Below are 25,570 nucleotides of genomic sequence, written 5' to 3'. Positions count from 1 at the left end.
ATATTAACTAAATTGTTAAAAGTATGAACGTCATGGACTCGACCTATACCATCATCATTGCTGATGACCACCCTCTTTTTCGCAACGCCCTATTTCAGTCAGTTCATATGGCGATCAGCGGTGCGAACCTGCTTGAGGCCGATTCTCTCGATGCCTTACTGACTCTACTAAAGAAAGAAGACGAGCCGGATCTATTACTGCTCGACCTTAAAATGCCGGGTGCCAATGGCATGTCTGGTCTCATTCAACTTCGTGCTGAATACCCCGATCTGCCGATTGTGGTGATTTCTGCGAGTGAAGATGCCAGTGTTGTTACTCAGGTGAAGAGCCACGGTGCGTTTGGCTTTATTCCAAAGTCGAGTGATATGCGTGAATTGGTGAGTGCACTGAACCAAGTGCTGAATGGCGACCCGTTCTTCCCTGAAGGGCTTATTACCAATAATGCAGCTTGTAGCGACCTTGCGGAAAAAATTGCCACATTGACGCCTCAGCAATACAAGGTATTAGGAATGCTTTCTGACGGCTTGCTGAACAAGCAAATTGCCTATGAATTGAATGTTTCGGAAGCGACCATCAAAGCACATATGACGGCCATCTTCCGTAAACTGGATGTGAAAAATCGCACTCAAGCGGTTATCTTGCTACAAGAAGTCCACAATTAAGCTTCGCTGATTTCCTCTTCTAAAGTCGTCTTAGGTAAACATAAACCCAACCTGACGACTTTATGATCCTCTATCTCTGCGACCACCCAAGTGATGTCATGCCACTCAAAACTATCGCCCAATACAGGGTGTGCACCAAGCTCTTGAGCAACCAATTGTCTTAGCGTCATTTCTCGCTCTTCTTGCGAGCCAAGTTCAATACCATAACAATCACTCACTGCAGCAACCGACAGCTCAACATCCAAGAAGAAATCACCAAAGAATCGTGCTGCTTCTTCTGCTAGAGGAGCCTCACTGAATAGCGCACTTAAGCTGTCTAAGTCTTTGTCTTGGCCAAGCACACATAAGATATCGTTCGCCTCTAACACTGTGCTGCCTGATGGGTGGAGCATAGCATCTTGTCGAAATAGTGCCGTAATGCGCGTCCCTTCTGGCATAGACAAACGTTTAAGTGGCTCACCAACACACCACTTCTCTTCCTTCAGTTTGTAAACAAACATCTCCCACTCGCTGGTCGGATAAATCTCCATACCGGTACGAGAGATAGGTGTTGGCGTTGGAGGTAAAGTCACTTGAGCTAATCTTGCGACTTTCATCAAGCTACCGCCTTGAACAATCAGCGAAACCATAACCACGAAGAAGGCGATATTGAAATACAGCTGAGCATTGGGTAATCCTGCCATCATCGGGAATACCGCTAAAATGATCGGCACCGCGCCACGTAACCCAACCCAAGAAACAAACCAGCGCTCCTTGGTGGTAAAGCTTCTAAACGGTAGCAAGCCCAACCAAACAGACAGTGGACGTGCAAACAAAATCATACCGAAAGCCAATGCTAGCGCAGGCAGAGCAATATCCATCAGCGTCGATGGCGTCACCAGTAAACCCAATACCAAGAACATCACGATTTGGCTTAACCACGTCATGCCATCAAGGACATTAAGAATAGAGTGTCGAGAGCGTGTTGGACGATTACCAATGAACAAGCCCACTAAGTAAATCGATAAGATACCGCTGCCGCCAAGCATGTTAGAGAACGCAAACAGCGCCACACCACCACTGAGCACCAAAATAGAGTAAAGACCGTCAGCCAGCTGCACTCGATTGATAAGACTCCATAGAACCCAACCGCCACCAAGGCCGATAAGCGTGCCGACACCAAACTGCATCGCGAAGCTTTTCAGTAGGAAGTTCATTCCCATTTCAGCATCAGGAGTGCCGAGTAGCGCAATTAAGGTCACCGTCAGGAACACCGCCATTGGGTCGTTAGTGCCTGATTCAATTTCTAGGGTTGAGCCAACACGCTCGTTAAGGCTCTGCCCTTTTAAAAGAGAAAATACCGCAGCCGCATCGGTCGAGCCCACAATCGCACCAACCAAGATGCCCTGCATCAACGACAAGTCAAACAACCACGCCGCCATTAAGCCTGTAAGAGTGGCGGTACATGCCACACCTACTGTCGCTAGCGAGAGCGATGGCCAAAAAGCGACCTTGAAACTCGCTACCTTGGTTCGCATACCGCCATCAAGCAGGATCACAGCAAGCGCAAGGTTACTCACCAAGTAGGTCAGCGAGTAATCATCAAAATTGATGCCACCAGGCCCATCTTCACCGGCCAACATGCCAACGAAAAGGAAGATCAAAAGAATAGGAACGCCCAAGCGAGAGGACACTTGCGAAAAAAGCACACTGATAGCGATGAGCACGGCACCAGTTAGAAATAAGTGGTTAATAGTTATTGCGTCCAATTCGTCCCCCCCAAAGAATAAAACCCGAGCTTTAAGCCTGTTGATCTTTTACCGTTAGCTTATTGAGCTTCTGCCGTTAAACAAAATACGGTCGGTAAAGTACCGTAAATACTATAACAAACTTATGTTTAGCTTCGTGTCATATGGAGGACTAAATAGCGTTTATCGGTCATTTAGTTGTTAAATTTTATGACTCGCTCTCTAATTCATGCATCTTTATTAGACCTTTGGCTAATTTAACAACATTGTAACATCACATTTTTCTATGGTTATGCCTTCCAGCTCCCATATTTCAGTGGATTAGCGCCAATGGCGTCCCGACTAAAGTTGCACAGATCCCTTGACTCATCCTTGCTACATTCTAAATCGTAACATTACGTTAACAACGCAATTTCACAAAAACGGTTTCTACGAAAACGGAATAAAGGAGAAGGCAATGGCGTTCGAATCTACGGAACATGCTCAAGCCTACTGGAAGGAAAACTTGGGAATTATGGGAACACTGCTCGCGGTCTGGTTTGCGGTGTCTTACGGCGCTGGCATCTTATTTGTGGATGCCCTCAATACCGTTCAGTTTGGCGGGTTCAAGCTAGGATTTTGGTTCGCTCAGCAAGGTTCGATATACACCTTCGTGGCGCTGATATTTATTTACGTTGTTCGCATGAATGCGCTCGACAAAAAATACAACGTACAGGAAGACTAGAGGCTAGAACATGGATATTCAAACTTGGACGTTTATTCTCGTCGGTATTACTTTCGCAGTATATATCGGCATCGCAATCTGGGCTCGTGCAGGGTCTACGAGTGAGTTCTACGTTGCTGGCGGTGGTGTACACCCAGTAGCAAACGGCATGGCGACCGCCGCTGACTGGATGTCGGCAGCATCATTCATCTCAATGGCAGGTATCATCTCATTCGTTGGTTACGACGGTGCCGTTTACCTAATGGGTTGGACAGGTGGTTATGTACTACTTGCACTATGTTTAGCACCTTACCTACGTAAGTTCGGTCAGTTTACGGTTCCTGATTTCATCGGTGAGCGTTACTACTCGAAAACAGCACGTATGGTAGCGGTATTCTGTGCAATCTTCGTATCGTTTACGTACGTTGCAGGCCAGATGCGTGGTGTGGGCGTTGTATTCTCTCGTTTCCTAGAAGTTGATATTAACCTAGGCATCATCATTGGTATGGGTATTGTGTTCTTCTACGCAGTACTTGGTGGCATGAAAGGCATCACTTATACGCAGGTAGCTCAATTCTGTGTCCTCATTTTCGCCTTCCTTGTTCCAGCAATCTTTACGTCAATCATGATGACAGGTAACCCACTTCCACAAGTTGGTATGGGCTCTACATTATCAGGCACAGATGTTTATCTTCTCGATAAACTGGATGGACTCACTGAAGAACTCGGATTTACCGCCTATACCGAAGGTAACAAGAGCATGGTGGATGTATTCTTCATCTGTGCGGCGCTAATGGTCGGTACTGCAGGTCTTCCACACGTAATCATTCGTTTTTTCACGGTACCAAAAGTACGTGATGCTCGTATCTCAGCGGGTTGGGCACTACTGTTCATCTCATTGCTATACACAACAGCACCAGGTGTTGCAGCATTCGCTCGTGTAAACATGATCGAAACAATCAACGGCCCTGACATGCAAGGTGTCGCAGCAGCAGACGCACCAAGCTGGTACAAAAACTGGGAAAGCACTGGCCTAGTAGGTTGGGAAGATAAGAACGGCGATGGCAAAATGTTCTACTCGGGCGATGAACGCAACGAGATGAAGATTAACCGTGACATCATCGTACTGGCTTCTCCAGAGCTAGCGAAACTACCAAACTGGGTTGTAGCACTACTGGCAGCCGGTGGCCTAGCAGCCGCACTATCAACAGCCGCTGGTCTACTATTGGTAATCTCAACGTCGATTTCGCATGACTTGTTGAAGAAAGGCTTCAAACCAAACATGACCGACAAGCAGGAGCTGTTAGCCGCTCGTTTAGCCGCCATGGTCGCGATTGTAGGTGCAGGTTACTTAGGTATTAACCCACCAGGTTTCGTAGCTCAGGTAGTAGCGTTTGCCTTCGGCTTAGCCGCAGCATCCTTCTTCCCAGCGATTATCCTAGGCATCTTCTACAAGAAGATGAACAAGGAAGGCGCAATTGCAGGTATGTTGTCAGGTATTGCCTTCACAGCAAGCTACATCATCTACTTTAAGTTCATTAACCCAGCAGCAAGCACACCTGAAAACTGGTGGTTTGGTATCAGCCCTGAAGGCATCGGTACGCTAGGTATGTGTCTGAACTTCGTAGTATCGATTGCGGTAAACAAAGTAACAGCTGAAGTACCACAAGACGTACAAGATATGGTTGAGAACATCCGATACCCGAAAGGTGCTGGTGAAGCTCACGACCACTAAGCAGAGATGTTTAGCAAAAAATGAATCAGTACTTACATTGTAGGGATTAGGTACTGAATCTCAGAAAGCCGATACGTCATGTGTCGGCTTTTTCTTTTGCTCTCCATTTTATAAAAACAGAAACAAAGGGTTGTTTTTAAAATCTCATTTGATAATAATTATCATTAACATCCATTAAAGAGATGCAAATGATGATGAAAGAGCAGCAGGTTCTCTACTCAAGGTTTTACAAAGCACAGGATCGCTTTGTTTCATTAGACCAAGTTCAAGGCCACGAGCCGTTTGTGATTCGAGACTACATCGAGTGCGCACTCACGCTTTCCGCTTACTATGAAAAGCATGCCGCCCAAGAAAACATCTTGTTGTGCGAGTTGTACCTGCGCCAAGTCTTCTTCCATTTGATTGAAGCGATTGAGTCCCCTGAACGCAGCTTCGCCTTTCGTCATATCTGTCTAGACTCTATTCACTCACCACTATTTTATCTGAAACGCCACTACTGCCAGCAACCTCAAGGCCAAGCGCGTTTTTTGAATCTCAGCCAAACACTACAACAAGTCCAAGCTCCACTTGGCTAACAAGGATAGAAGATGACCCTACAATATCGAATTGAAAAGGACAGCATGGGCGAAGTTAAAGTCCCTGCTGATGCGCTATACCAAGCACAAACTCAGCGTGCTGCAGACAACTTCGCGTTTAGTTCGCACAAGATGCCCACCAGCTTTATCCAAGCACTGGCGCTGATTAAGCAGGCCGCCGCCGATACCAATGCTCAGCTTGGCCTACTGGAAGGCGATATTGCCAATGCGATCGCCGATGCGAGCCAAGAGATCATTGATGGTAAACACCTCGATCAATTCCCGATCGATGTTTACCAAACTGGCTCTGGTACTAGCTCCAACATGAACGCCAATGAAGTGATTGCCACACTTGCTTCAAGAAGTTTACAAGGCAACGTGAATCCGAACGATCACGTCAACATGGGCCAAAGCAGTAACGATGTGGTGCCAACTGCAATTCAAGTCAGTGTCGCACTTACTGCTGAAAACAAACTGCTACCAGCACTAACTCACCTGTCCGAAGCCCTGACCATTAAACAGCAAGAGCTTGTTGAGGTCGTGAAAACCGGCCGTACTCACCTAATGGATGCGATGCCAATTACCTTTGACCAAGAGTTAGGTGGCTGGAAATTCCAAATTGAGCACGCTAAGCAAGCTATTGAAAGCACCCTGCCCGCTATTAAAGCGCTTGCTCAAGGTGGAACGGCGGTAGGTACAGGGATCAATGCAGACCCACGCTTTGCCGATAAGTTTGCAAGTAATTTATCTCAATCGACAAAGATCAGCTTTAACTCGAGTGAAAACTTCTTTTTCAACCTCAGCAGCCAAGACGCGATCGTTGCATTCTCGGGGCAGCTCAAAACTGCAGCAGTTGCGATCATGAAGATCTCAAACGATCTTCGCTGGATGAACTCTGGCCCATTGGCAGGCTTGGGTGAAATTGAATTGCAGGCGCTTCAGCCGGGCTCGTCTATTATGCCGGGTAAGGTGAATCCTGTGATTCCAGAAGCTGCTGCGATGGCAGCAGCGCAAGTGATTGGTAACGACACCACCATTACTGTCGCAGGCCAATCAGGCAACTTCCAACTCAATGTGATGCTGCCAGTGATTGCTCATAACGTATTAGAAAGTGTCGAGCTTTTAGCTAATAGCTCAGTCGCGCTAGCAGATAAAGCCATCGCAACCTTCACGGTACGCCAAGACAATCTAGATCTAGCGCTTTCAAAAAATCCAATTCTGGTAACTGCGCTTAATCCTGTGATTGGATACCTCAAGGCGGCGGATATTGCGAAGAAAGCCTATAAAGAAGGCTTACCTATCCTTGATGTTGCTGAGCGAGAAACGGATCTCAGCCGAGCAGAGCTTAGCAAGCTGCTTGACCCAACCGCTTTAACTCAAGGTGGTATCGCGAGTTAACAGAATCCATCACCCACTACAGATCTACTGGATCGAAAAAGGCCTCACCAGAGGCCTTTGTCTATCTAAGGGCAGTATCAACTCACCCGATTCAATACTGCCCTGAGTTTTAGTGGCTTCACTGGCTTGGCAATAAAACTAAAGCTGTTGGCCTTAATCGCGGCCAACATCTCATCGGTTCTATCAGCACTGATGATAACCCCTTCAAAAGAATCTCCGAGGCGCAAGCGACACTGCTGCAATACTTCGAGTCCGGTTCTACCATTATCCAAACGGTAATCAGAGAAAATGACATCTGGCTGCCACCCCTCATCAAGGCACTTCAAGCTTTCGACCAGATCAACCGCCGTCTTAACCTCACAGCCCCAACGACCAATCAGGTTTTCCATGCCGACTAAGATTTCTCGCTCATTGTCGACACACAATATCTTCAGGTGTTCAATGTCGCTAGTAGTCATTGGCGTCGAAGCTTGCACAACCGGAGCCACTTTTTCCGCCCGAGCTAAAGTAATGGAAAAGACACTGCCTTTACCCGGCCATGAGCGCATTGAAATTTGATGACCAAGTACATGAGCGATACCTTTCGAAATCGCTAACCCTAGCCCTAACCCTTGGTCAGATCGCACTTGGCTACCACGTGTAAACTCTTCAAAAATCTCTTGTTGCTTGTCTTCATCGATACCGGTTCCGTTATCCCATACATCAATTCGAACCTGACCATTCACGCGCCTTGCACCCAGTACTACTTTCCCTTCTGGATTATAGCGGAACGCGTTGGTTAAAAAGTTCTGAATCACACGCCTCAACAACTTAGGATCTGAGTGAATGAACAATGACGATGGAATCATCTGAAACTCAATTTTTTGCTGTCTCGCTAAGGCACTAAATTCCGCATTTAAGTTGGTCAAAACATCATGCACAGCAATCGCGTGAATGTTGGTTTCTAATTTTCCTGACTCCAATCGAGAGATATCCAGCAAATCACCAATCAAATCTTCTGCAGCACCTAGCGCACTCTCGATGTGAGATGACAGTTGCTTCACCTCTTGCTCTTTTGCCACTTCAGAAAGTGACGAAGCAAACAGACGTGCGGCGTTGAGCGGTTGCATTAAATCGTGGCTTACTGCGGCCAGAAAACGACTCTTAGATTGGGATTCTTGATCCGAAATTTGAGTCGCTTTTACCAAACGATGATTCAGTTTCTCGAGCTCTTGAGTTCGCTCATGTACTCTTGATTCCAAGCTTTCATTGGCATCTTTGAGTGCTTGCTCTGCTTGCCGGAATACCGTGATGTCGGTAAAGCTCATTACGAAGCCGCCACTTGGCATAGGATTACCTTGCACCTCAATCACTCGACCATCAGGACGAATACGAGAAGAGGTGTGTCGAGTGCCTTGCTCAAGGTGATAAACACGGCGGCGAACGTGATCTTCCGGATCACCCGGGCCACACAAACCTTGCTCGGCATTATGACGAATCACATCGGAAATGGGTCGACCGACCTGAATCAAGCCCACAGGGAATTCAAACAGTTCTAGGTAACGTTGATTCCACGCCACCAGCCTCATTTGTTTGTCTATTACTGCGATGCCTTGGCCGATATGTTCAATCGCTCCTTGCAACAAGCCACGGCTGAAATCGTACAGCTCAGAGGCTTCATCAACGATGGTCGCCACTTCTTCAAGCTGCATATTTCTGCCCTGCAAAGCAGAAGTAAGTACTAACTTAGCAGAAGACGCACCGAATACACCGGCGAGCACGCGCTCAGCGTGTCGAATCAGACTTGCAGGCGCTTGTTGATTAGGAAGCAACGGTTGACCGTGTTGCTGCCAATAGCTATGTAAGGCACTTTTCGCTCGCTTGCGCCCCACAAAACGCGATGCCAGCATCTCTAATTCAGCGACTGTCACACGGTTCTGGTAGAGGCTGATATTCTCATTCTCAGGCAGTGGCGTACCAACAAATGCCGCTGATTGTAAGCGCTCACTTAGGCTCGGACGGGTTGTTACAGAGACCACGGCATAGCACAAGGTATTAAGCACAATACTCAGCACAATTCCCCAGTTCGAGCTGCTGATATCCCAGCTACTGAGTAACTCTGGCGGCGTGATTATCCACAATAAAAGGTTACTTTCGCTATCGCCTGCCAACATGCTGGTTTGGCTCATTAAGGTAATAAGCCAAATCAACGAGCCCACCATTAGGCCGACATAGACACCCTTGCGGTTACCCGGACGCCAGTACAAACCACCAATAAGTGCTGGCGCGAATTGAGCAATCGCAGCAAACGAAAGAAAGCCAATCGCCGACAGTGAATGAATGGTATCGAGCGCCTGATAAAACAGCCAAGCACCAAGCAGTAGCAGTAAAATTAGCCCGCGACGAATCACCAATAATAGGCCAGAAAAATGTCGATGGGTTCTTTGAGTTAGACGCATACGGCGCAGTAGCAATGGCATCACTAAGTCATTCGATACCATGATCGCCAGCGCAATGGTCGAGACAATCACCATGCCACTCGCCGCAGAAGTACCACCAAGGAAAGCCAACAATGCAATGTGATTAGCGCCTTCTGCCATTGGTACACTGATCACGTAGGTATCCGCTGGCATGTCGGTCAGTAGCCCTTGCCCTGCCCAAGCAATTGGCAGCACGAACAGTCCCATCAAAATCAGGTACAGCGGAAATAACCAACGCGCGGTATGCAAATCTTGCGGACGTTCGTTCTCTACCACCATGGTGTGGAATTGGCGTGGCAGACAGACAATCGCCAGCATGGTTAACACGGTATGAATAATTAAAGTCGGAATATTGGGCGACTCGTAGGTGGAAGCTGCCACATCAAGCAGGTCGATTTTGTCGCTGCTCATCGCCAGATACATGATGAACAAGCCAACAATCAGGAATGCTGCGAGCTTAACGATAGATTCAAACGCCACTGCCATCATCATGCCACGGTGGTGTTCCGTGTTATCGATGTGCCTTGTACCAAACAGCATGGTAAAAATCGCCAAAGCGCCAACCACAAACCAAGAGACGTGATAGTCCTGATAACCAAAATCAGCCGCTAAGTTGGGGGCAACAATATCCAACCCCATGGTGATACCACGCAATTGCAGCGCGATATAAGGAAGAATACCGACCACTGCGATAATCGTCACCGCCACCGCTAAGCCCTGAGATTTTCCGTAACGAGCTGCGATAAAATCGGCGATGGAGGTGATGTGTTCCCGCTTCGCAATCAGGATCAGCCGCGCCAAGATCCGCCACCCTAGTGTAAAAACCAGAATCGGGGCGAGATAAATGGGTAAAAAGGACCAGGGGTTATTGCTCGCCTGCCCAACCGTTCCGTAGAAAGTCCAAGAGGTACAATAAACCGCAATCGAAAGGCTATAGATCCACGGGCGCCAACGCGATAGCCAACGAACCTGTCTGTCTCCATACCAAGCGATCAGAAATAACACGCCCAAGTAGGCTAAAGAGACTGGAATTACTATCCATCCTTGCATTGAAAACCCTTTTTCATCCATAAAAAAACCTCTCCATAAGGGAGAGGTTTCATTTAACTAAGGATGAGGAGTTAACTCAATCGCATCGCTTAAATTCTGTGCTTTAGACTCTAATTATCAGCATTTGCTGTGAGATTCTGACTGCTCCGAATCTGATTGATTCATCTCAACCACTGAACTTCTTTCATCCAACTTAATGAACAGAGCAAGTGCACCCATTGCGGCCATACCCCAGAAGATATTTGCGCCCCAAAGCTCATAACCCCAACCACTTAATGTAGTCATTAGTGCAATAAAAGCACCCAATGGAATCGCGTTATACAGAGCCTGTAGTGCAACCATCTTGTTTTGTTCTTCAGATTGGATGTATTGAATCGCTGCGATGTGTGCCATCGCAAACGTCACACCGTGCAGCAGTTGCACCATAACCAGTGCAAAAATCGCTGTCGTTGATGCGGTAATACCCCAACGCGCCATCACACCAACAGCCGCGACAACAAACAAAGTACGTAGTGACCAACCAGAGAATAAGCGCTTACTCAGAGCAAATACTGCCACTTCAGCGACAACACCTAGGCTCCATAAATAACCGATGATCGCTTCTGAATGACCCGCTTCTTTCCAATAAATCGCACTAAAACTGTAGTAAGCCGCGTGACTACCTTGTAGCAGCGCCATCAAGGCTAAAAATTTCACCACGGACGACTCACGCAGCAGTTCACCTAGTTTTGGTCGCACCGCTTGTTGCTGAGATTGCGTAACTGGCATCACGTTAGGGTTTCTCATCGCCAGAATTAATGACAACAACACGCCCGCAAGAGCCGTATACAAAATCATGTCGGTGCCAAATTGCGCCACCAAATAACCAACAACCGTTGAACCTGCAATAAAGGCAATTGAGCCCCAAAGTCGAGTTCGGCCGTAGTCGAGCATTTTCAAACGACTGTAATGGTTAGCCATGGCATCAGAGAGAGGAATAATCGGCCCACAACAGAGGTTAAACAGTACCGTTGCCAACAACATCAGTATAAAGCTGCCACCAGTAAAGAAGTGGAAGCCGACAAACAACAACGCAGCGAAACTCAAACAGCGCAGAGCTGGCATCAGGTGTTCAACTTTATGGATACGCGGTGTAATCACTAGGTTGGCAACACAACGAGTCGCAAAGCCGATACCAATCAATACGCCAATATCACCAGCTGACACGCCTTGGTCTTCAAACCACAACGCCCAAAATGGCAAGTACACGCCATACGCAAAAAAGAAACCAAGAAAATACTGAGAGATCCAGCCATAGGGTGAAGGGCTAAACATAAATGACCTATAAAGTGTGCGGAAAAAGGCAGCACCAATTATGCCTATCTCGCATACGATGAAAAAGGGAATTATTACTGGGATAGTATTCCCATATTCAATGGGTGTGGATATCGCATTTCAACAAGAGATTTCACGCTCATCAATACCCATACTCGCATTTAGACTAAAGTCGTCTGGAGCTTCGCTGGTATTTTGTCAGACTGATTGAAGACTCCCATTTCTTGTTGTGATGCTTATGCCTGACAAATTTAATATGCAGCACCCACCCTTCGACAGCCTGTCCGATTCTGAACAGTTGAAGCTTCGCTCTTCATTAGACGTGGTGTACTACCGTTCTCAAGAAGTGATACTGGAAGCCGATAGGCCGAGCCGACACCTGCACATTTTGATCAAAGGGGCAGTTGAAGAGCGTGCAAGCAGTGATGGCGAGATTTACGCACACTATGCCAATGATGATATTTTTGATGTCCGTAGCCAATTTGAACCTCACACTAAACACCAATATATCGCGCTCGAAGATACATTAAGCTATCTGCTGCCAACCGATATTTTTCTTGAGCTTTACCACGCCAATGGTCAATTCGCCGCCTACTTTGATAGCAACCTCTCGACACGAAAAGCTCTGATTGAAGCCGCTCAACAACAGCAAAATCTAGCCGAGTTTATACTGACCAAAGTGGATGACTCAATCTATCACCCACCACTGATACTTGAACCAAACCAACCTATCAACCAAGTCACTCACACCCTTAAAGAACAAGGCCTAGACTCGGCTCTCATTCATTTGGAACATGATGATCCAAAAGCTTTTGGATCATCATGTTCCTTTCCGTATGGAATCGTTACTCGAACCAATTTATTGCATGCTGTGATGCTCGATGATTTCCCACTAGATGCGCCTGTCGGTGAGATCGCAACGTTTCCGGTGATGCACGTAAACCAAGGCGATTTCTTATTTAATGCCATGATTACCATGACCAGAAATCGAGTAAAAAGGTTGATGGTTTGTGATGGTAAAAATGCGGTCGGCATGGTGGATATGACACAGATTCTCAGTGCATTCTCCACACACTCGCACGTTCTCACTTTGCGTATTGCGCGCGCCACCAGCGTTGAAGAATTAGCAATGGCCTCTAACAAACAGCGCCAACTGGTCGAGAGCTTGCTCAGTAACGGAATTCGCACACGCTTTATCATGGAGCTGATTTCTGCGGTCAACGAACAGATCATAGAGAAGGCTTTTGAGTTAGTTATCCCACCAGCCCTGCATAATCATTGCTGCCTAATCGTGTTGGGTTCCGAAGGTCGTGGGGAACAAATTCTCAAAACCGATCAAGATAACGCACTCATCATTCAAGATGGCTTGGAGTGGCACCAATGCCAAAGTGCCATGAACGAGCTCACCCATACCCTTCAACAATTGGGTTACCCACTGTGCCCTGGCAACGTGATGGTCAACAATCCGAAATGGGTACATTCAGAACAAGAGTGGAAACAAACCCTCACCCGTTGGGTAAAAAAAGCCACACCAGACACCGTGATGGATATCGCGATCATGGCAGATGCACACGCTGTGGCGGGTAATAGGGAGTTATTAAAACCCGTAAAGCAGCATCTCAGTGATTTGATGCTCGGACAGGAATTGATTCTGACGGAGTTCTGCCGCCCTGCGCTCAACTTCTCAGTCCCCCTCACCCTATTTGGCAATGTGAAGCAATCCAAGTCAGGGCTCGATATCAAACAAGGCGGTATTTTCCCTATCGTGCATGGTGTTAGAGCGCTCTGCTTAGAACATGGTGTTACGGTAAACAACACCTTCGAACGCATTGAACAGTTGGTCAGCAAGAAAGTGCTTGAGCAAAGCACCGCGGATAACCTCAGTGAAGCACTCAAACAATTCTTTAAGTGGCGCTTAGCCCAAAGGCTTTCTCAACAGCACAGCAGCAACAAGATTAACGTCAAACTGATGGAGCGAGCTGACCGGGATCTGCTTCGTCATAGCCTGCATGTGGTGAAGAAATTCAAGCAATGGCTCGGCTACCACTATCAGATACGGGATTAGGCGATTGAACGATGAATAGGTTGGTTCGCTATTACTGGCATCACAAGCTCAAAGGCTCTCTCTATCAGCCTCTGTTTAGTGCGCCTGTGGATCATGAATATGTATCGCTCGATTGTGAAACCACCAGCCTAGACCCCAATCAGGCGGAATTAGTCACTATTGCCGCGACCAAGATCATTGGCAACCGAATCATTACCAGTCAACCTTTTGAAGTCCGATTGCGCGCGCCTCAATCACTCGATTGCAATTCGATAAAAATTCACCGTATTCGTCATCAAGATCTAAAGCACGGCATCGAAGAGAAACAAGCTTTAATCGAACTACTGAACTTCATCGGAAATCGTCCTTTAGTCGGCTATCACATCCGATATGATAAAAAAATCCTCGACCGTGCCTGTTTAAAACAGCTTGGATTTCCGCTACCTAACCGATTAGTCGAAGTGAGCCAACTCTATCAAGACAAACTCGAAAGACAGTTGCCCAATGCCTATTTTGATCTCAGTATGGGCGCCATCTGTCGCCAGCTCGATTTACCCATCCCCGTCAATAAACATGATGCATTACAAGACGCTATCTCTGCTGCGCTGATTTTTGTGCGCCTGAAACATGGTGATTTGCCCCGTTTCAACTCCTCTTATTCTTAATTCAACCACTGGCTCTTCACATAGAGAGCAACATCTCAAAAATGAACTTAACTCGCTATTTTGTAAGTGAAAAGCAGCGTCTCATCCTAAAGTCTAATTGTGGAAATCGCCGTCCTAGCCGAGAGTGATAACACAAAGACGGTTCTGTAATAGACCTAGAAACTGAACACAAAGGAAGTTGCCAGTTCATTAGGAATGTTGGCACAAGGAGAGATGCAATGAGTGAAGCCCACGTTTATCCGGTAAAAGAAAATATTAAATCAACCACACACGCGGATAATGACACTTACCTAGCCATGTACCAGCAATCTGTTTCTGACCCTGAAGGCTTTTGGGGTGAACACGGAAAAATCGTTGATTGGATCAAGCCTTTCACACAAGTGAAAAACACCTCTTTTGACCCTGGGCACATTGATATTCGCTGGTTTGAAGATGGCACGCTTAACGTATCGGCTAACTGTATCGACCGTCACCTTGCTGAGCGCGGTGATGAAGTCGCTATTATTTGGGAAGGCGATGACCCGGCGGATGACAAAACTCTAACTTTTAATGAACTACACAAAGAAGTGTGCCTATTTTCAAATGCTCTAAAAGAGCAAGGCGTGCGTAAAGGTGATGTGGTTTGTTTATACATGCCAATGGTTCCAGAAGCTGCAGTTGCAATGCTGGCATGTACCCGTATCGGTGCGGTTCACACAGTGGTATTCGGTGGTTTCTCACCAGAAGCTCTGTCTGGCCGTATTATCGATTCAAACTCTAAAGTTGTTATCACTGCCGATGAAGGCGTGCGTGGCGGCCGTGCTGTACCACTTAAGAAAAACGTTGATGAAGCCCTAACTAACCCTGAAGTGAAAAACATAGAGAAGGTTGTGGTATTCAAGCGTACTGGTGGTGATGTTGCTTGGCATGAACACCGCGATGTGTGGTGGCACGATGCTATTGCTAATGTATCTGCAGATTGCCCACCAGAAGAGATGAACGCAGAAGACCCACTATTCATCCTTTATACGTCAGGCTCAACCGGTAAGCCTAAAGGCGTTATGCACACGACAGGTGGTTACCTTGTTTATGCAGCAATGACCTTCAAGTATGTATTCGATTACCAAGAAGGCGAAACCTTCTGGTGTACAGCGGATGTGGGTTGGATTACAGGCCACACATACCTTGTTTACGGACCACTAGCTAATGGTGCAAAAACTATTCTGTTTGAAGGCGTGCCAAATTACCCGAATACCAGCCGCATGAGTGAAGTGGTCGATAAACACCAAGTTAATATTCTTTATACTGCGCCAACGGCTATTCGTGCATTGATGGCGAAAGGTAACGAAGCCGTTGAAGGTACCTCGCGTGACAGCCTAAGAATCATGGGCTCAGTGGGCGAACCTATCAACCCAGAGGCGTGGGAGTGGTACTACAAAACAATCGGTAATGAGCAGTCTCCAATTGTCGACACATGGTGGCAGACAGAAACGGGCGGCATCTTGATTGCACCGCTACCAGGCGCAACCGATCTAAAACCGGGTTCAGCGACGCGTCCATTCTTCGGTGTGCAACCAGCGTTAGTTGATAACATGGGTAATATCATTGAGGGTGCAACAGACGGCAACCTAGTGATTCTTGACTCTTGGCCAGGCCAAATGCGTACCGTTCATGGCGATCATGACCGCTTCGAACAGACTTACTTCTCTACATTTAAAGGCATGTACTTCACCAGTGATGGTGCTCGTCGTGATGAAGACGGTTACTACTGGATTACAGGCCGTGTTGATGACGTACTTAACGTCTCTGGTCACCGTATGGGTACTGCTGAGATTGAATCGGCTCTAGTCGCGTTCGATAAGATTGCAGAGGCTGCGATAGTAGGTATTCCTCATGATATTAAAGGCCAAGCAATTTACGCTTACATCACGCTGAATGATGGTGAATTCCCAACCGCAGAGCTTCATAAAGAAGTGAAAGACTGGGTACGTAAAGAGATCGGCCCTATCGCAACACCAGATGTACTGCACTGGACTGACTCTCTGCCAAAAACTCGTTCAGGTAAAATCATGCGTCGTATCCTGCGTAAGATTGCTACCGGAGATACAGGCAACCTAGGTGATACCTCAACACTAGCCGACCCAAGCGTGGTTGATAAGCTGATTGCTGAGAAAGCAGAACTGGCATAAGCAACCCGTTACACCCTGAATTACTGTTTAAAACAGACCTTACCTAAACCGTCACCTATGTGGCGGTTTTTTTATGGCTGATCTTGATCTCAAATATCCTCGACAAAATTAAGGCTATGACGCTTTTTTGTTAAGTTGGTAACAATTCCACGCTGTATCAATAGGAGATTAGACCAGTAAATTGCTGCGATTTGCGCTGAATTAGCTATAATCTGGTTCTAATTTTTAAATTTGGGTTTTTCTCACTGGAAATTAACCGCAAATTTTCAATAAAATGGCAACATTCACGTTCGTAAACACGATATAGGAAGATAGCCCCACGATGTCTACAAAGTTTCGCATTCTAGTTTTAAATGGCCCAAACCTTAACCTGTTAGGCCTTAGAGAGCCTGCACACTACGGTTCTCAAACACTTGACCAGATTATTAGCTCACTGACCGAGCAAGCGAAAGCACACGATGTTGAGCTATCTCACTTACAGTCAAATCGCGAGTATGAACTGATTGAAGCGATCCATAGTGCTTATCAAAATGTTGATTTTATTATTATCAACCCAGCAGCCTTTACACATACCAGTGTGGCGCTGCGTGATGCACTACTTGGCGTTGCAATCCCATTTATTGAGGTTCATCTATCGAATGTTCACGCGCGTGAACCATTCCGCCACCACTCTTACCTATCTGATAAAGCAGAAGGTGTGATTTGTGGCTTAGGTGCCCAAGGTTATCAATTTGCTTTGACCGCTGCGCTCAGCAAGCTCAACTCAAAGTAAACATAAACAACGAACTATTACTAACCTACTCAGTCAAAGAGTAAGTTCAATTAACAGATAAAGAGAAAGAAACAATGGATATTCGCAAAATCAAAAAGCTAATCGAATTGGTTGAAGAGTCTGGTATTTCTGAGCTAGAGATCTCTGAAGGTGAAGAGTCAGTACGAATCAGTCGTAACAGCACTGCACCTGTAGCACCTGTTCAATATGCAGCAGCTCCAGCTCCTGTAGCAGCGGCGGCAGCTCCTGCGGCGGCACCTGTAGCAGCAGAAGCAGCGGCTCCTGCAGCTCCAGCTGGTCACCAAGTTCTTTCTCCAATGGTTGGTACTTTCTACGGTGCTCCAAGCCCAGATGCAAAACCATTCGTTAAAGTTGGTCAATCTGTAACTGCTGGCGAAACTCTATGTATCGTTGAAGCAATGAAAATGATGAACCAAATCGAAGCTGACAAATCTGGTGTTGTAACAGCTATCCTAGTTGAAGACGGTCAACCAGTAGAATTCGACCAAGCTCTAGTAATTATCGAATAATAGAGAGCACTCATTATGTTAGATAAATTAGTAATCGCGAACCGTGGTGAGATTGCACTACGTATTCTGCGTGCATGTAAAGAGCTTGGCATTAAAACGGTAGCGGTTCACTCAACTGCTGACCGTGATCTTAAGCACGTACTGCTTGCAGACGAAACCATTTGTATCGGTCCAGCTCGTGGTATCGATAGCTACCTGAACATCCCTCGTATCATCAGCGCTGCTGAAGTGACAGGCGCAGTAGCGGTTCACCCAGGCTACGGCTTCCTATCTGAAAATGCAGACTTTGCAGAACAGGTAGAGCGCAGTGGTTTTATCTTCGTTGGCCCTAAAGCTGAAACCATTCGCATGATGGGTGACAAAGTGTCAGCTATCACGTCAATGAAGAAAGCTGGCGTACCGTGTGTACCAGGTTCTGACGGTCCTCTTGATGACGACGACGCGAAAAACAAAGCGCACGCTAAGCGCATTGGCTTCCCAGTAATCATCAAGGCATCTGGCGGCGGCGGCGGTCGTGGTATGCGTGTTGTTCGTTCTGAAGCAGAACTAACAGAAGCTATCGCGATGACTCGTGCTGAAGCAAAAGCATGTTTCAACAACGACATGGTTTACATGGAGAAATTCCTAGAAAACCCACGTCACATTGAAGTACAAGTGCTTGCAGATGGCCAAGGCAATGCTATCCACCTAGGTGAGCGTGACTGTTCAATGCAGCGTCGTCACCAGAAAGTTGTGGAAGAAGCGCCAGCTCCAGGTATCACTGAAGAGATGCGTAAGTACATCGGCGAACGCTGTACTCGTGCATGTATTGAGATCGGTTACCGCGGTGCAGGTACATTTGAATTCCTATACGAGAACGGTGAGTTCTACTTCATCGAAATGAACACTCGTATCCAGGTTGAACACACGATTACTGAAATGGTAACGGGTATCGACCTAGTGAAAGAACAGCTACGTATTGCAGCTGGTCAGCCTCTATCATTCACTCAGGATGACATTAAGCTTCGCGGCCACTCAATCGAATGTCGTATCAATGCTGAAGATCCAGTTCGTTTCCTACCTTCTCCAGGTAAGATTGAACGTTTCCACGCACCAGGCGGCATGGGCGTACGTTGGGAATCTCACATCTACACTGGTTACACAGTGCCACCACACTACGATTCAATGATTGGTAAGCTGATCACTTACGGTGAGAACCGTGATGTTGCTATCGCTCGTATGAAGAACGCATTGGGTGAAATGATTGTTGAAGGTATTAACGTTAATACTGAGCTTCAACTGTCTATTATGAACGACGAAAACTTCCAACACGGTGGCGCAAACATCCACTACCTTGAGAAGAAACTTGGTTTGTCATAATCGGTTCGATTAAGAACAGTCAAAATGCTCACTTCGGTGAGCATTTTTGTTTTTGAGCCACCGAAAAACTCAATCTTTAATCCCCATTATATTCCGTGGGGTTTTGGTGAATTTGCTCATATTTTCTGCTAGACTCGCCATCCAATTTTTCTCATATAGAAGATGCAGCCATGCCTTGGATTCAAATCAAGCTTAATGCTACCAATGAAAATGCCGAACAAATCGGCGACATGTTAATGGAAGAGACTGGTGCTCTATCTGTAACTTTCCTGGATGCACAAGATACCCCTGTATTTGAGCCTCTGCCGGGTGAAACTCGCCTTTGGGGTGATACTGACATTCTCGCGCTTTACGACGCTGAGACTGATACTGGTGTCGTTCTAGCGCAGATTAAAGCAAGCAACATGTTCCCTGCAGACTTTGCTCATAAAGTAGAGCAAATTGAAGACAAGGATTGGGAACGTGAATGGATGGATAACTTCCACCCAATGAAGTTTGGTGAGCGTTTATGGATCTGCCCTAGCTGGCGTGACATCCCTGAACCTGACGCTGTAAACGTAATGCTAGACCCAGGCCTTGCATTTGGTACAGGTACTCACCCGACAACGGCATTGTGTCTGGAGTGGCTTGAAGGCTTAGACCTTGCAGGCAAAACCGTGATCGACTTCGGTTGTGGCTCAGGCATCCTAGCGATCGCTGCGATCAAACTAGGCGCGGCAAAAGTTATCGGGATCGACATTGATCCTCAAGCTCTGCTTGCATCAAAAGACAACGCACAACGCAATGGCGTTGCTGAGCAACTAGAGGTGTTCTTACCACAAGATCAACCGGAAGGTTTGCTAGCAGACGTTGTTGTTGCCAACATTCTTGCCGGTCCATTACGCGACCTTTCTGGCATCATCAAAGGCCTAGTTAAGCCAAATGGTGTACTTGCGATGTCGGGTGTTTTAGATACACAAGCAGAAGATGTTGCGACTTATTATCGTGATGAGCTTCACATTGATCCGATCGTTGAACAACAAGAATGGTGTCGAATCTCAGGTCGCAAGCAAGGCTAGATAAGACTCTGGGCGCTAATTGACTGAATTTTAAACAAATTACAAAAACAAATTGTAAATGCTCAAATATTAGTCTTTTCACGCAGCGAAAAAATGCGTAAAATGCGCGCCCTTGCTGGTACAGAACTGTGATGACATTTTTGAAAATCGGAAATTATCAACTTAAGAACAATCTAATCGTCGCTCCTATGGCTGGCGTAACGGATAGACCATTCCGTGAGTTGTGTCTTCGCTACGGCGCGGGGATGGCAGTCAGTGAAATGATGTCCTCCAATCCGAAAGTTTGGAAAACGTCAAAGTCTCAGCAGCGTATGGTACATGAAGGCGAATCGGGCATTCGTTCAGTACAAATCGCTGGTGCAGATCCACAGCTTATGGCCGAGGCTGCTCAATTTAATGTAGATAACGGTGCGCAAATCATCGATATCAACATGGGGTGTCCAGCCAAAAAAGTGAATAAGAAGCTTGCGGGCTCAGCCCTACTGCAGCATCCAGAACTCATTGAAGAAATTCTGAAAGCCGTGGTAAATGCTGTCGACGTTCCAGTAACGTTGAAAACGCGCACAGGCTGGGATACAGACAATAGAAACTGTGTCCAAATCGCTAAAATAGCCGAAGACTGCGGCATACAAGCTCTTGCCCTCCATGGAAGAACACGCGCTTGTATGTACAAAGGTGAGGCAGAATACAAACACATTAAAGCAGCGAAACAAGCAGTATCTATTCCGGTTATCGCTAACGGTGATATCGATAGTCCGGAAAAAGCGAAGTTTGTGCTGGAGTACACCGGCGCTGATGCTTTAATGATAGGTCGACCTGCCCAAGGGCGTCCTTGGATTTTTAACGAAATCCAACACTATTTGGAAAACGGCACCACGATGGACCCACTCCCGATTTCGGAAGTGAAAGACATCATGCTTGGTCATGTGCACGCTCTACATGAATTTTATGGAGAGTTTTTAGGCCCTCGCATCGCTCGTAAGCATGTGGGTTGGTATCTAAAAGCACATGAACAAGCGAGTGAGTTTCGCCGTACCTTCAACGCATTCGAAGCAGGTGATCTGCAGCTTGAAGCGCTAGAAGGTTTTTTTGATAACGTTGCACCATAATTACGAGAAGAGCTAGACCGAATATGTTCGAACAAAATCTGACTTCAGAAGCATTGACAGTAACTACAGTTACATCACAAGACCAAATCACGCAGAAGCCACTACGTGACTCAGTTAAAGCATCATTGAAAAATTACCTTGCTCAATTAAACGGTCAAGAAGTCAGCGAGTTATACGAATTAGTATTAGCTGAAGTTGAACAGCCACTACTAGACACTATCATGCAGTACACTCGCGGTAACCAAACTCGCGCAGCAACCATGATGGGTATTAACCGCGGTACTCTTCGCAAGAAACTTAAAAAATACGGCATGAACTAATCGTTCTTTCGTAATTTACTGAATTGAAAGCCAAGCTCATTTTTGAATTTGGCTTTTTTTTGGCTTGTCGATCAGTGATAGGCAGCTAATTACTCTCCTGTGCGACAACAACGCCCTTTGTCGATGTTTGCGGAATCCAAGGCTGCCAGAATCGAACAATGGCTTGCATCGTCATCTACATGACCACAACACGCATCATTTATCTTTTTAAGTGCAGTGCGAATCTTGGTTAACTCGGTAATCTTCTCATCAATCATCTCTAATTTTGCTGAGGTAATCGACTTCACTTCGGCACAACTGTGCTGTGTGGCCTCGAGGCGAATCTCAAGTAATTCTTTAATCTCGTCCAAACTCAGCCCCAAGGCTTTAGATTTGAGAATAAACGTCACCTGTTTCTGGTTATTTTCATCATATAGGCGATACCCCGACTCACTGCGACTGGCTGGTGCGATCAGGTTATTCTTCTCATAAAATCGCAAGGTATCGGCTGTCACACCGCATCGTTTCGCTAATTCACCGATCTGGAACATGTTTTTTCCTACTGTTTCGCCCATTCCACAATTAACCTTATCGTTACTTTTCAGGCTGAAATGGCACTTTTCATAATTAATTTTGAGATGCCAAACGATTGCGCGAGCTTTTTTGTAATAAATTAGTTAGAATCTGCGCCATCAAATTTGGAGTTGGTTATCTTATAGCTTAATCATAGGACTAACCCAAAAGGTCTTTACCAAAACTGGCCAATATTTTATCTCTTACTGGTATCTAAGATAATCCACGCTAAGAAGATAGAAACAAGTTCTTTTTTGGCAAATATCTTTATTTTAACCCCATGAATTTGAGGAAGATGGAAGCATGAATAACGCTCGTCCAATTCGCCGCGCTCTAATCAGCGTATCAGACAAAACTGGTATCGTTGAATTTGCACAAGCTCTTGCTAACCGTGGTGTAGATATCCTATCTACCGGTGGCACTGCTCGCCTGCTTGCTGAAAAAGGCATCTCTGTTACAGAAGTATCTGACTACACTGGTTTCCCAGAAATGATGGATGGCCGTGTTAAGACTCTGCACCCAAAAGTTCATGGTGGTGTTCTAGGCCGTCGTGGTCAAGATGATGACGTGATGGAAACTCACGGTATCAACCCTATCGATATGGTTGTTGTAAACCTATACCCATTCGCAGAAACCGTTGCTAAAGAAGGTTGTACCCTTGCTGACGCTGTTGAGAACATCGACATCGGTGGCCCAACAATGGTTCGCTCTGCAGCGAAAAACCACAAAGACGTCACTATCGTTGTTAACGCACACGACTACGAGCGCGTTGTGGCTGAAATGGACGCGAACGAGAAATCTCTAACGCTAGAGACTCGCTTCGACCTAGCTATCGCGGCATTCGAGCACACCGCTTCTTACGACGGCATGATCGCTAACTACTTCGGCACTATGGTTCCATCTTACGGTGAGAACAAAGAAGGTGATGAAGAGTCTAAATTCCCTCGCACGTTCAACCAACAGTTCGAGAAAAAGCAAGACATGCGCTACGGTGAGAACAGCCACCAAGCTGCGGCATTCTACGTTGAAGCTAACCCAGAAGAAGCGTCAGTGTCTACTGCTCGCCAAATTCAAGGTAAAGCCCTTTCTTACAACAACATCGCTGACACTGACGCAGCACTTGAGTGTGTGAAAGAGTTCGACCAACCTGCATGTGTGATCGTTAAGCACGCTAACCCATGTGGTGTAGCACTAGGTGAAGACATCCTTGAAGCTTACGACCGTGCATTCAAAACCGACCCAACGTCTGCATTTGGCGGCATCATTGCTTTCAACCGTGAGCTAGACGCTGCGACTGCAACGGCTATCACTGAGCGTCAATTCGTTGAAGTTATCATTGCACCATCAGTTTCTGCTGAAGCAGTAGAAATCGTAGCGGCTAAGAAAAACCTTCGCCTGCTTGAGTGTGGCGAGTGGACAACTAAGACAACTGGCTTTGACGTAAAACGCGTTAACGGCGGCTTGCTAGTTCAAGACCGCGACCAAGGCATGGTGTCTGAAGATGACCTTAAAGTAGTTTCTAAGCGTCAACCAACCGCTGAAGAGCTAAAAGATGCCCTATTCTGCTGGAAAGTAGCGAAGTACGTGAAATCTAACGCGATCGTTTACTCGAAAGGTGACATGACTATCGGTGTGGGCGCAGGCCAAATGAGCCGCGTTTACTCTGCGAAAATCGCAGGCATCAAAGCTGCAGACGAAGGTCTACAAGTTGAAGGTTGTGTGATGGCATCAGATGCATTCTTCCCATTCCGTGACGGTATCGACGCGGCTGCAGAAGCGGGCATCAAGTGTGTTATCCAACCGGGCGGCTCTATGCGTGATGACGAAGTTATCGCTGCAGCAGACGAGCACGGCATGGCGATGATCTTTACGGGCATGCGTCACTTTAATCATTAAAAGTCACTTGGTTTCTAGGTCCTAGAAACAATTCAAAGCCTCGAACTGTTTATCGAGGCTTAAGCAATTTAAGTTAAGGATTTTACAATGCGAGTTTTAATCATCGGCGCTGGCGGTAGAGAACATGCTTTGGGTTGGAAAGCAGCACAAAACCCAAACGTTGAAACAGTATTCATCGCTCCAGGTAACGCAGGTACTGCACTTGAGCCGAAACTTGAGAACGTAAACATCGGCGTTGAAGATATCGCTGGTTTAGTCGCGTTTGCTCAAGAGAAAAAAATCGAACTGACCATCGTTGGCCCTGAAGCACCGCTTGTTATTGGTGTGGTTGACGCATTCCGCGAAGTGGGCCTACCAATTTTTGGTCCAACTCAAGCGGCAGCACAGCTTGAAGGCTCGAAAGCTTTCACTAAAGACTTCCTAGCTCGTCACGACATCCCAACGGGTTCTTACGCAAACTTCACTGAGATTGAACCAGCTATCGCTTACGTACGTGAGCAAGGCGCTCCAATCGTAGTAAAAGCTGATGGTCTTGCGGCTGGTAAAGGCGTTATCGTTGCGATGACACTTGAAGAAGCTGAAGACGCAATCAAAGATATGCTAGCGGGCAACGCATTTGGCGAAGCGGGCAGTCGCGTGGTTATCGAAGAGTTCCTAGAAGGCGAAGAAGCAAGCTTCATCGTAATGGTTGATGGTTCTAGCGTGCTTCCTATGGCCACCAGCCAAGACCACAAACGTGTTGGCGACAAAGACACTGGCCCTAATACAGGCGGCATGGGTGCTTACTCTCCAGCTCCAGTAGTGACTCCTGAAATCCACAACCGTATCCTTGAGGAAGTTATCTACCCAACGGTACGTGGTATGGACGCAGAAGGCGCACCTTACACTGGTTTCCTATACGCTGGTCTAATGATCGATGCTGACGGCACACCTAAGGTTATCGAATACAACTGCCGCTTCGGCGATCCAGAAACGCAACCTATCATGATGCGTATGGAGTCAGACCTTGTTGAGCTTTGCTTAATGGCTATCGACGAGAAACTAGACGAAGCAGAATCAAAGTGGGATCCACGCGCTTCTATCGGTGTTGTTCTTGCGGCTGGCGGTTACCCTGCTGACTACGCAAAAGGTGACGTTATTTCACTACCAACAAGCGAAGTTGAAGGCCAAAAGGTTTTCCACGCAGGTACGACAAATAACGAAGCTGGCGATGTAGTGACGAACGGTGGTCGTGTACTTTGTGCAACGGCACTGGGTAATACGGTTTCTGAAGCTCAAGAGCGCGCTTACGCGTTGACGAAGCAAGTTAGCTGGAATGGCATGTTCCACCGCAATGACATTGGTTACCGTGCGATTGCGCGCGAGCAAGAGCAGTAATCAATCTTGTTACTCGCTTACTTTCCAATAAGATTGAGCAAATGACAGTTAGCGAATAACAGCAAAAGGCGCCTCGAGAGGCTGTCTCTTGATCACA

General features: G+C 46.7%; 20 protein-coding genes. 16 read left to right on the top strand and 4 right to left on the bottom strand.

Going from position 1 to position 25,570, the window contains the following annotated elements; translation table 11 throughout:
- The first annotated feature begins 32 nt into the window (after positions 1-32).
- Positions 33-662, top strand: coding sequence for a response regulator transcription factor (locus BCT34_RS16025; protein WP_076655813.1), 630 nt, complete (start codon positions 33-35; stop codon positions 660-662).
- Here BCT34_RS16025 and BCT34_RS16020 read toward each other — a convergent pair.
- Positions 659-2,410, bottom strand: coding sequence for a potassium/proton antiporter (locus BCT34_RS16020; protein WP_076655815.1), 1,752 nt, complete (start codon positions 2,408-2,410; stop codon positions 659-661). The two genes, BCT34_RS16025 and BCT34_RS16020, sit on opposite strands and share 4 nt — an antisense overlap.
- A 436-nt stretch (positions 2,411-2,846) precedes the next feature.
- Here BCT34_RS16020 and BCT34_RS16015 point away from each other — a divergent pair, with 436 nt between their 5' ends.
- The 4 genes from BCT34_RS16015 to BCT34_RS16000 all read left to right on the top strand — a co-directional run bounded on the left by BCT34_RS16015 (position 2,847) and on the right by BCT34_RS16000 (position 6,800).
- On the top strand, positions 2,847-3,113 hold the full coding sequence (locus BCT34_RS16015; RefSeq protein ID WP_010435433.1) for a DUF4212 domain-containing protein: 267 nt from the start codon (positions 2,847-2,849) through the stop codon (positions 3,111-3,113).
- Between the two features lie 10 nt (positions 3,114-3,123).
- Complete coding sequence (locus tag BCT34_RS16010) at positions 3,124-4,827, top strand: sodium:solute symporter family protein (protein WP_076655817.1); 1,704 nt, start codon at positions 3,124-3,126, stop codon at positions 4,825-4,827.
- Positions 4,828-5,015: 188 nt separating this feature from the next.
- Positions 5,016-5,402 carry a hypothetical protein gene (locus tag BCT34_RS16005; protein WP_083702849.1) on the top strand — a complete coding sequence of 129 codons (387 nt, stop codon included), beginning with the start codon at positions 5,016-5,018 and terminating at the stop codon, positions 5,400-5,402.
- A 12-nt stretch (positions 5,403-5,414) separates the two neighbouring features.
- Positions 5,415-6,800 (top strand): class II fumarate hydratase, encoded by a 1,386-nt coding sequence (locus BCT34_RS16000; RefSeq protein ID WP_076655819.1) that lies wholly within the window; start codon positions 5,415-5,417, stop codon positions 6,798-6,800.
- Positions 6,801-6,877: 77 nt separating this feature from the next.
- Here BCT34_RS16000 and BCT34_RS15995 read toward each other — a convergent pair whose 3' ends face one another.
- Together BCT34_RS15995 and BCT34_RS15990 are read right to left on the bottom strand one after the other, a co-directional pair.
- Positions 6,878-10,309: a PAS domain-containing hybrid sensor histidine kinase/response regulator gene (locus BCT34_RS15995; protein WP_165690308.1), complete on the bottom strand. Its 3,432-nt coding sequence runs from the start codon at positions 10,307-10,309 to the stop codon at positions 6,878-6,880.
- A gap of 117 nt (positions 10,310-10,426) precedes the next feature.
- Positions 10,427-11,623, bottom strand: a complete 1,197-nt coding sequence (locus tag BCT34_RS15990; protein WP_076655823.1) for a 3-phenylpropionate MFS transporter — start codon at positions 11,621-11,623, stop codon at positions 10,427-10,429.
- A 232-nt stretch (positions 11,624-11,855) separates the two neighbouring features.
- Between BCT34_RS15990 and BCT34_RS15985 the strand changes: the two genes are divergently transcribed.
- The 9 genes from BCT34_RS15985 to fis all read left to right on the top strand — a co-directional run bounded on the left by BCT34_RS15985 (position 11,856) and on the right by fis (position 21,648).
- Entirely contained in the window at positions 11,856-13,688 is a 1,833-nt protein-coding gene (locus BCT34_RS15985) for a DUF294 nucleotidyltransferase-like domain-containing protein (RefSeq protein ID WP_076655825.1), read from the top strand.
- A gap of 11 nt (positions 13,689-13,699) precedes the next feature.
- A complete protein-coding gene (locus BCT34_RS15980) occupies positions 13,700-14,332 on the top strand; it encodes a 3'-5' exonuclease (RefSeq protein ID WP_076655828.1) in 633 nt (210 codons plus the stop codon).
- A 218-nt stretch (positions 14,333-14,550) separates the two neighbouring features.
- Positions 14,551-16,500 carry an acetate--CoA ligase gene (gene acs, locus BCT34_RS15975; protein ID WP_009844693.1) on the top strand — a complete coding sequence of 650 codons (1,950 nt, stop codon included), beginning with the start codon at positions 14,551-14,553 and terminating at the stop codon, positions 16,498-16,500.
- 322 nt (positions 16,501-16,822) lie between these two features.
- Entirely contained in the window at positions 16,823-17,272 is a 450-nt protein-coding gene (gene aroQ, locus BCT34_RS15970; RefSeq protein ID WP_010435475.1) for a type II 3-dehydroquinate dehydratase, read from the top strand.
- A 74-nt stretch (positions 17,273-17,346) separates the two neighbouring features.
- Positions 17,347-17,802 (top strand): acetyl-CoA carboxylase biotin carboxyl carrier protein, encoded by a 456-nt coding sequence (gene accB / locus BCT34_RS15965; RefSeq protein WP_076655831.1) that lies wholly within the window; start codon positions 17,347-17,349, stop codon positions 17,800-17,802.
- Between the two features lie 15 nt (positions 17,803-17,817).
- Complete coding sequence (gene accC / locus BCT34_RS15960; RefSeq protein ID WP_076655833.1) at positions 17,818-19,161, top strand: acetyl-CoA carboxylase biotin carboxylase subunit; 1,344 nt, start codon at positions 17,818-17,820, stop codon at positions 19,159-19,161.
- A gap of 170 nt (positions 19,162-19,331) precedes the next feature.
- Positions 19,332-20,219, top strand: a complete 888-nt coding sequence (gene prmA, locus BCT34_RS15955) for a 50S ribosomal protein L11 methyltransferase (protein WP_019820777.1) — start codon at positions 19,332-19,334, stop codon at positions 20,217-20,219.
- A gap of 140 nt (positions 20,220-20,359) precedes the next feature.
- Positions 20,360-21,328 carry a tRNA dihydrouridine synthase DusB gene (dusB, locus tag BCT34_RS15950; protein WP_102300419.1) on the top strand — a complete coding sequence of 323 codons (969 nt, stop codon included), beginning with the start codon at positions 20,360-20,362 and terminating at the stop codon, positions 21,326-21,328.
- Positions 21,329-21,351: 23 nt separating this feature from the next.
- The gene (gene fis / locus BCT34_RS15945; RefSeq protein WP_004729744.1) at positions 21,352-21,648 is read left to right on the top strand and encodes a DNA-binding transcriptional regulator Fis; all 297 of its coding nucleotides are present in this window, start codon (positions 21,352-21,354) and stop codon (positions 21,646-21,648) included.
- A gap of 89 nt (positions 21,649-21,737) precedes the next feature.
- On the opposite strand, the gene zntR is transcribed toward fis, so the two are convergent.
- A complete protein-coding gene (gene zntR, locus BCT34_RS15940) occupies positions 21,738-22,178 on the bottom strand; it encodes a Zn(2+)-responsive transcriptional regulator (RefSeq protein ID WP_076655835.1) in 441 nt (146 codons plus the stop codon).
- Between the two features lie 325 nt (positions 22,179-22,503).
- Between zntR and purH the strand changes: the two genes are divergently transcribed.
- Positions 22,504-24,096, top strand: coding sequence for a bifunctional phosphoribosylaminoimidazolecarboxamide formyltransferase/IMP cyclohydrolase (gene purH / locus BCT34_RS15935; protein ID WP_076655838.1), 1,593 nt, complete (start codon positions 22,504-22,506; stop codon positions 24,094-24,096).
- A gap of 87 nt (positions 24,097-24,183) precedes the next feature.
- Positions 24,184-25,473 (top strand): phosphoribosylamine--glycine ligase, encoded by a 1,290-nt coding sequence (gene purD, locus BCT34_RS15930; protein WP_076655841.1) that lies wholly within the window; start codon positions 24,184-24,186, stop codon positions 25,471-25,473.
- The last annotated feature ends 97 nt before the right edge of the window (positions 25,474-25,570 follow it).

It is taken from the genome of Vibrio sp. 10N.261.45.E2 (assembly GCF_002875705.1).
Classification (GTDB): domain Bacteria; phylum Pseudomonadota; class Gammaproteobacteria; order Enterobacterales; family Vibrionaceae; genus Vibrio.
This window is presented reverse-complemented; position numbering and strand designations above follow the sequence as displayed.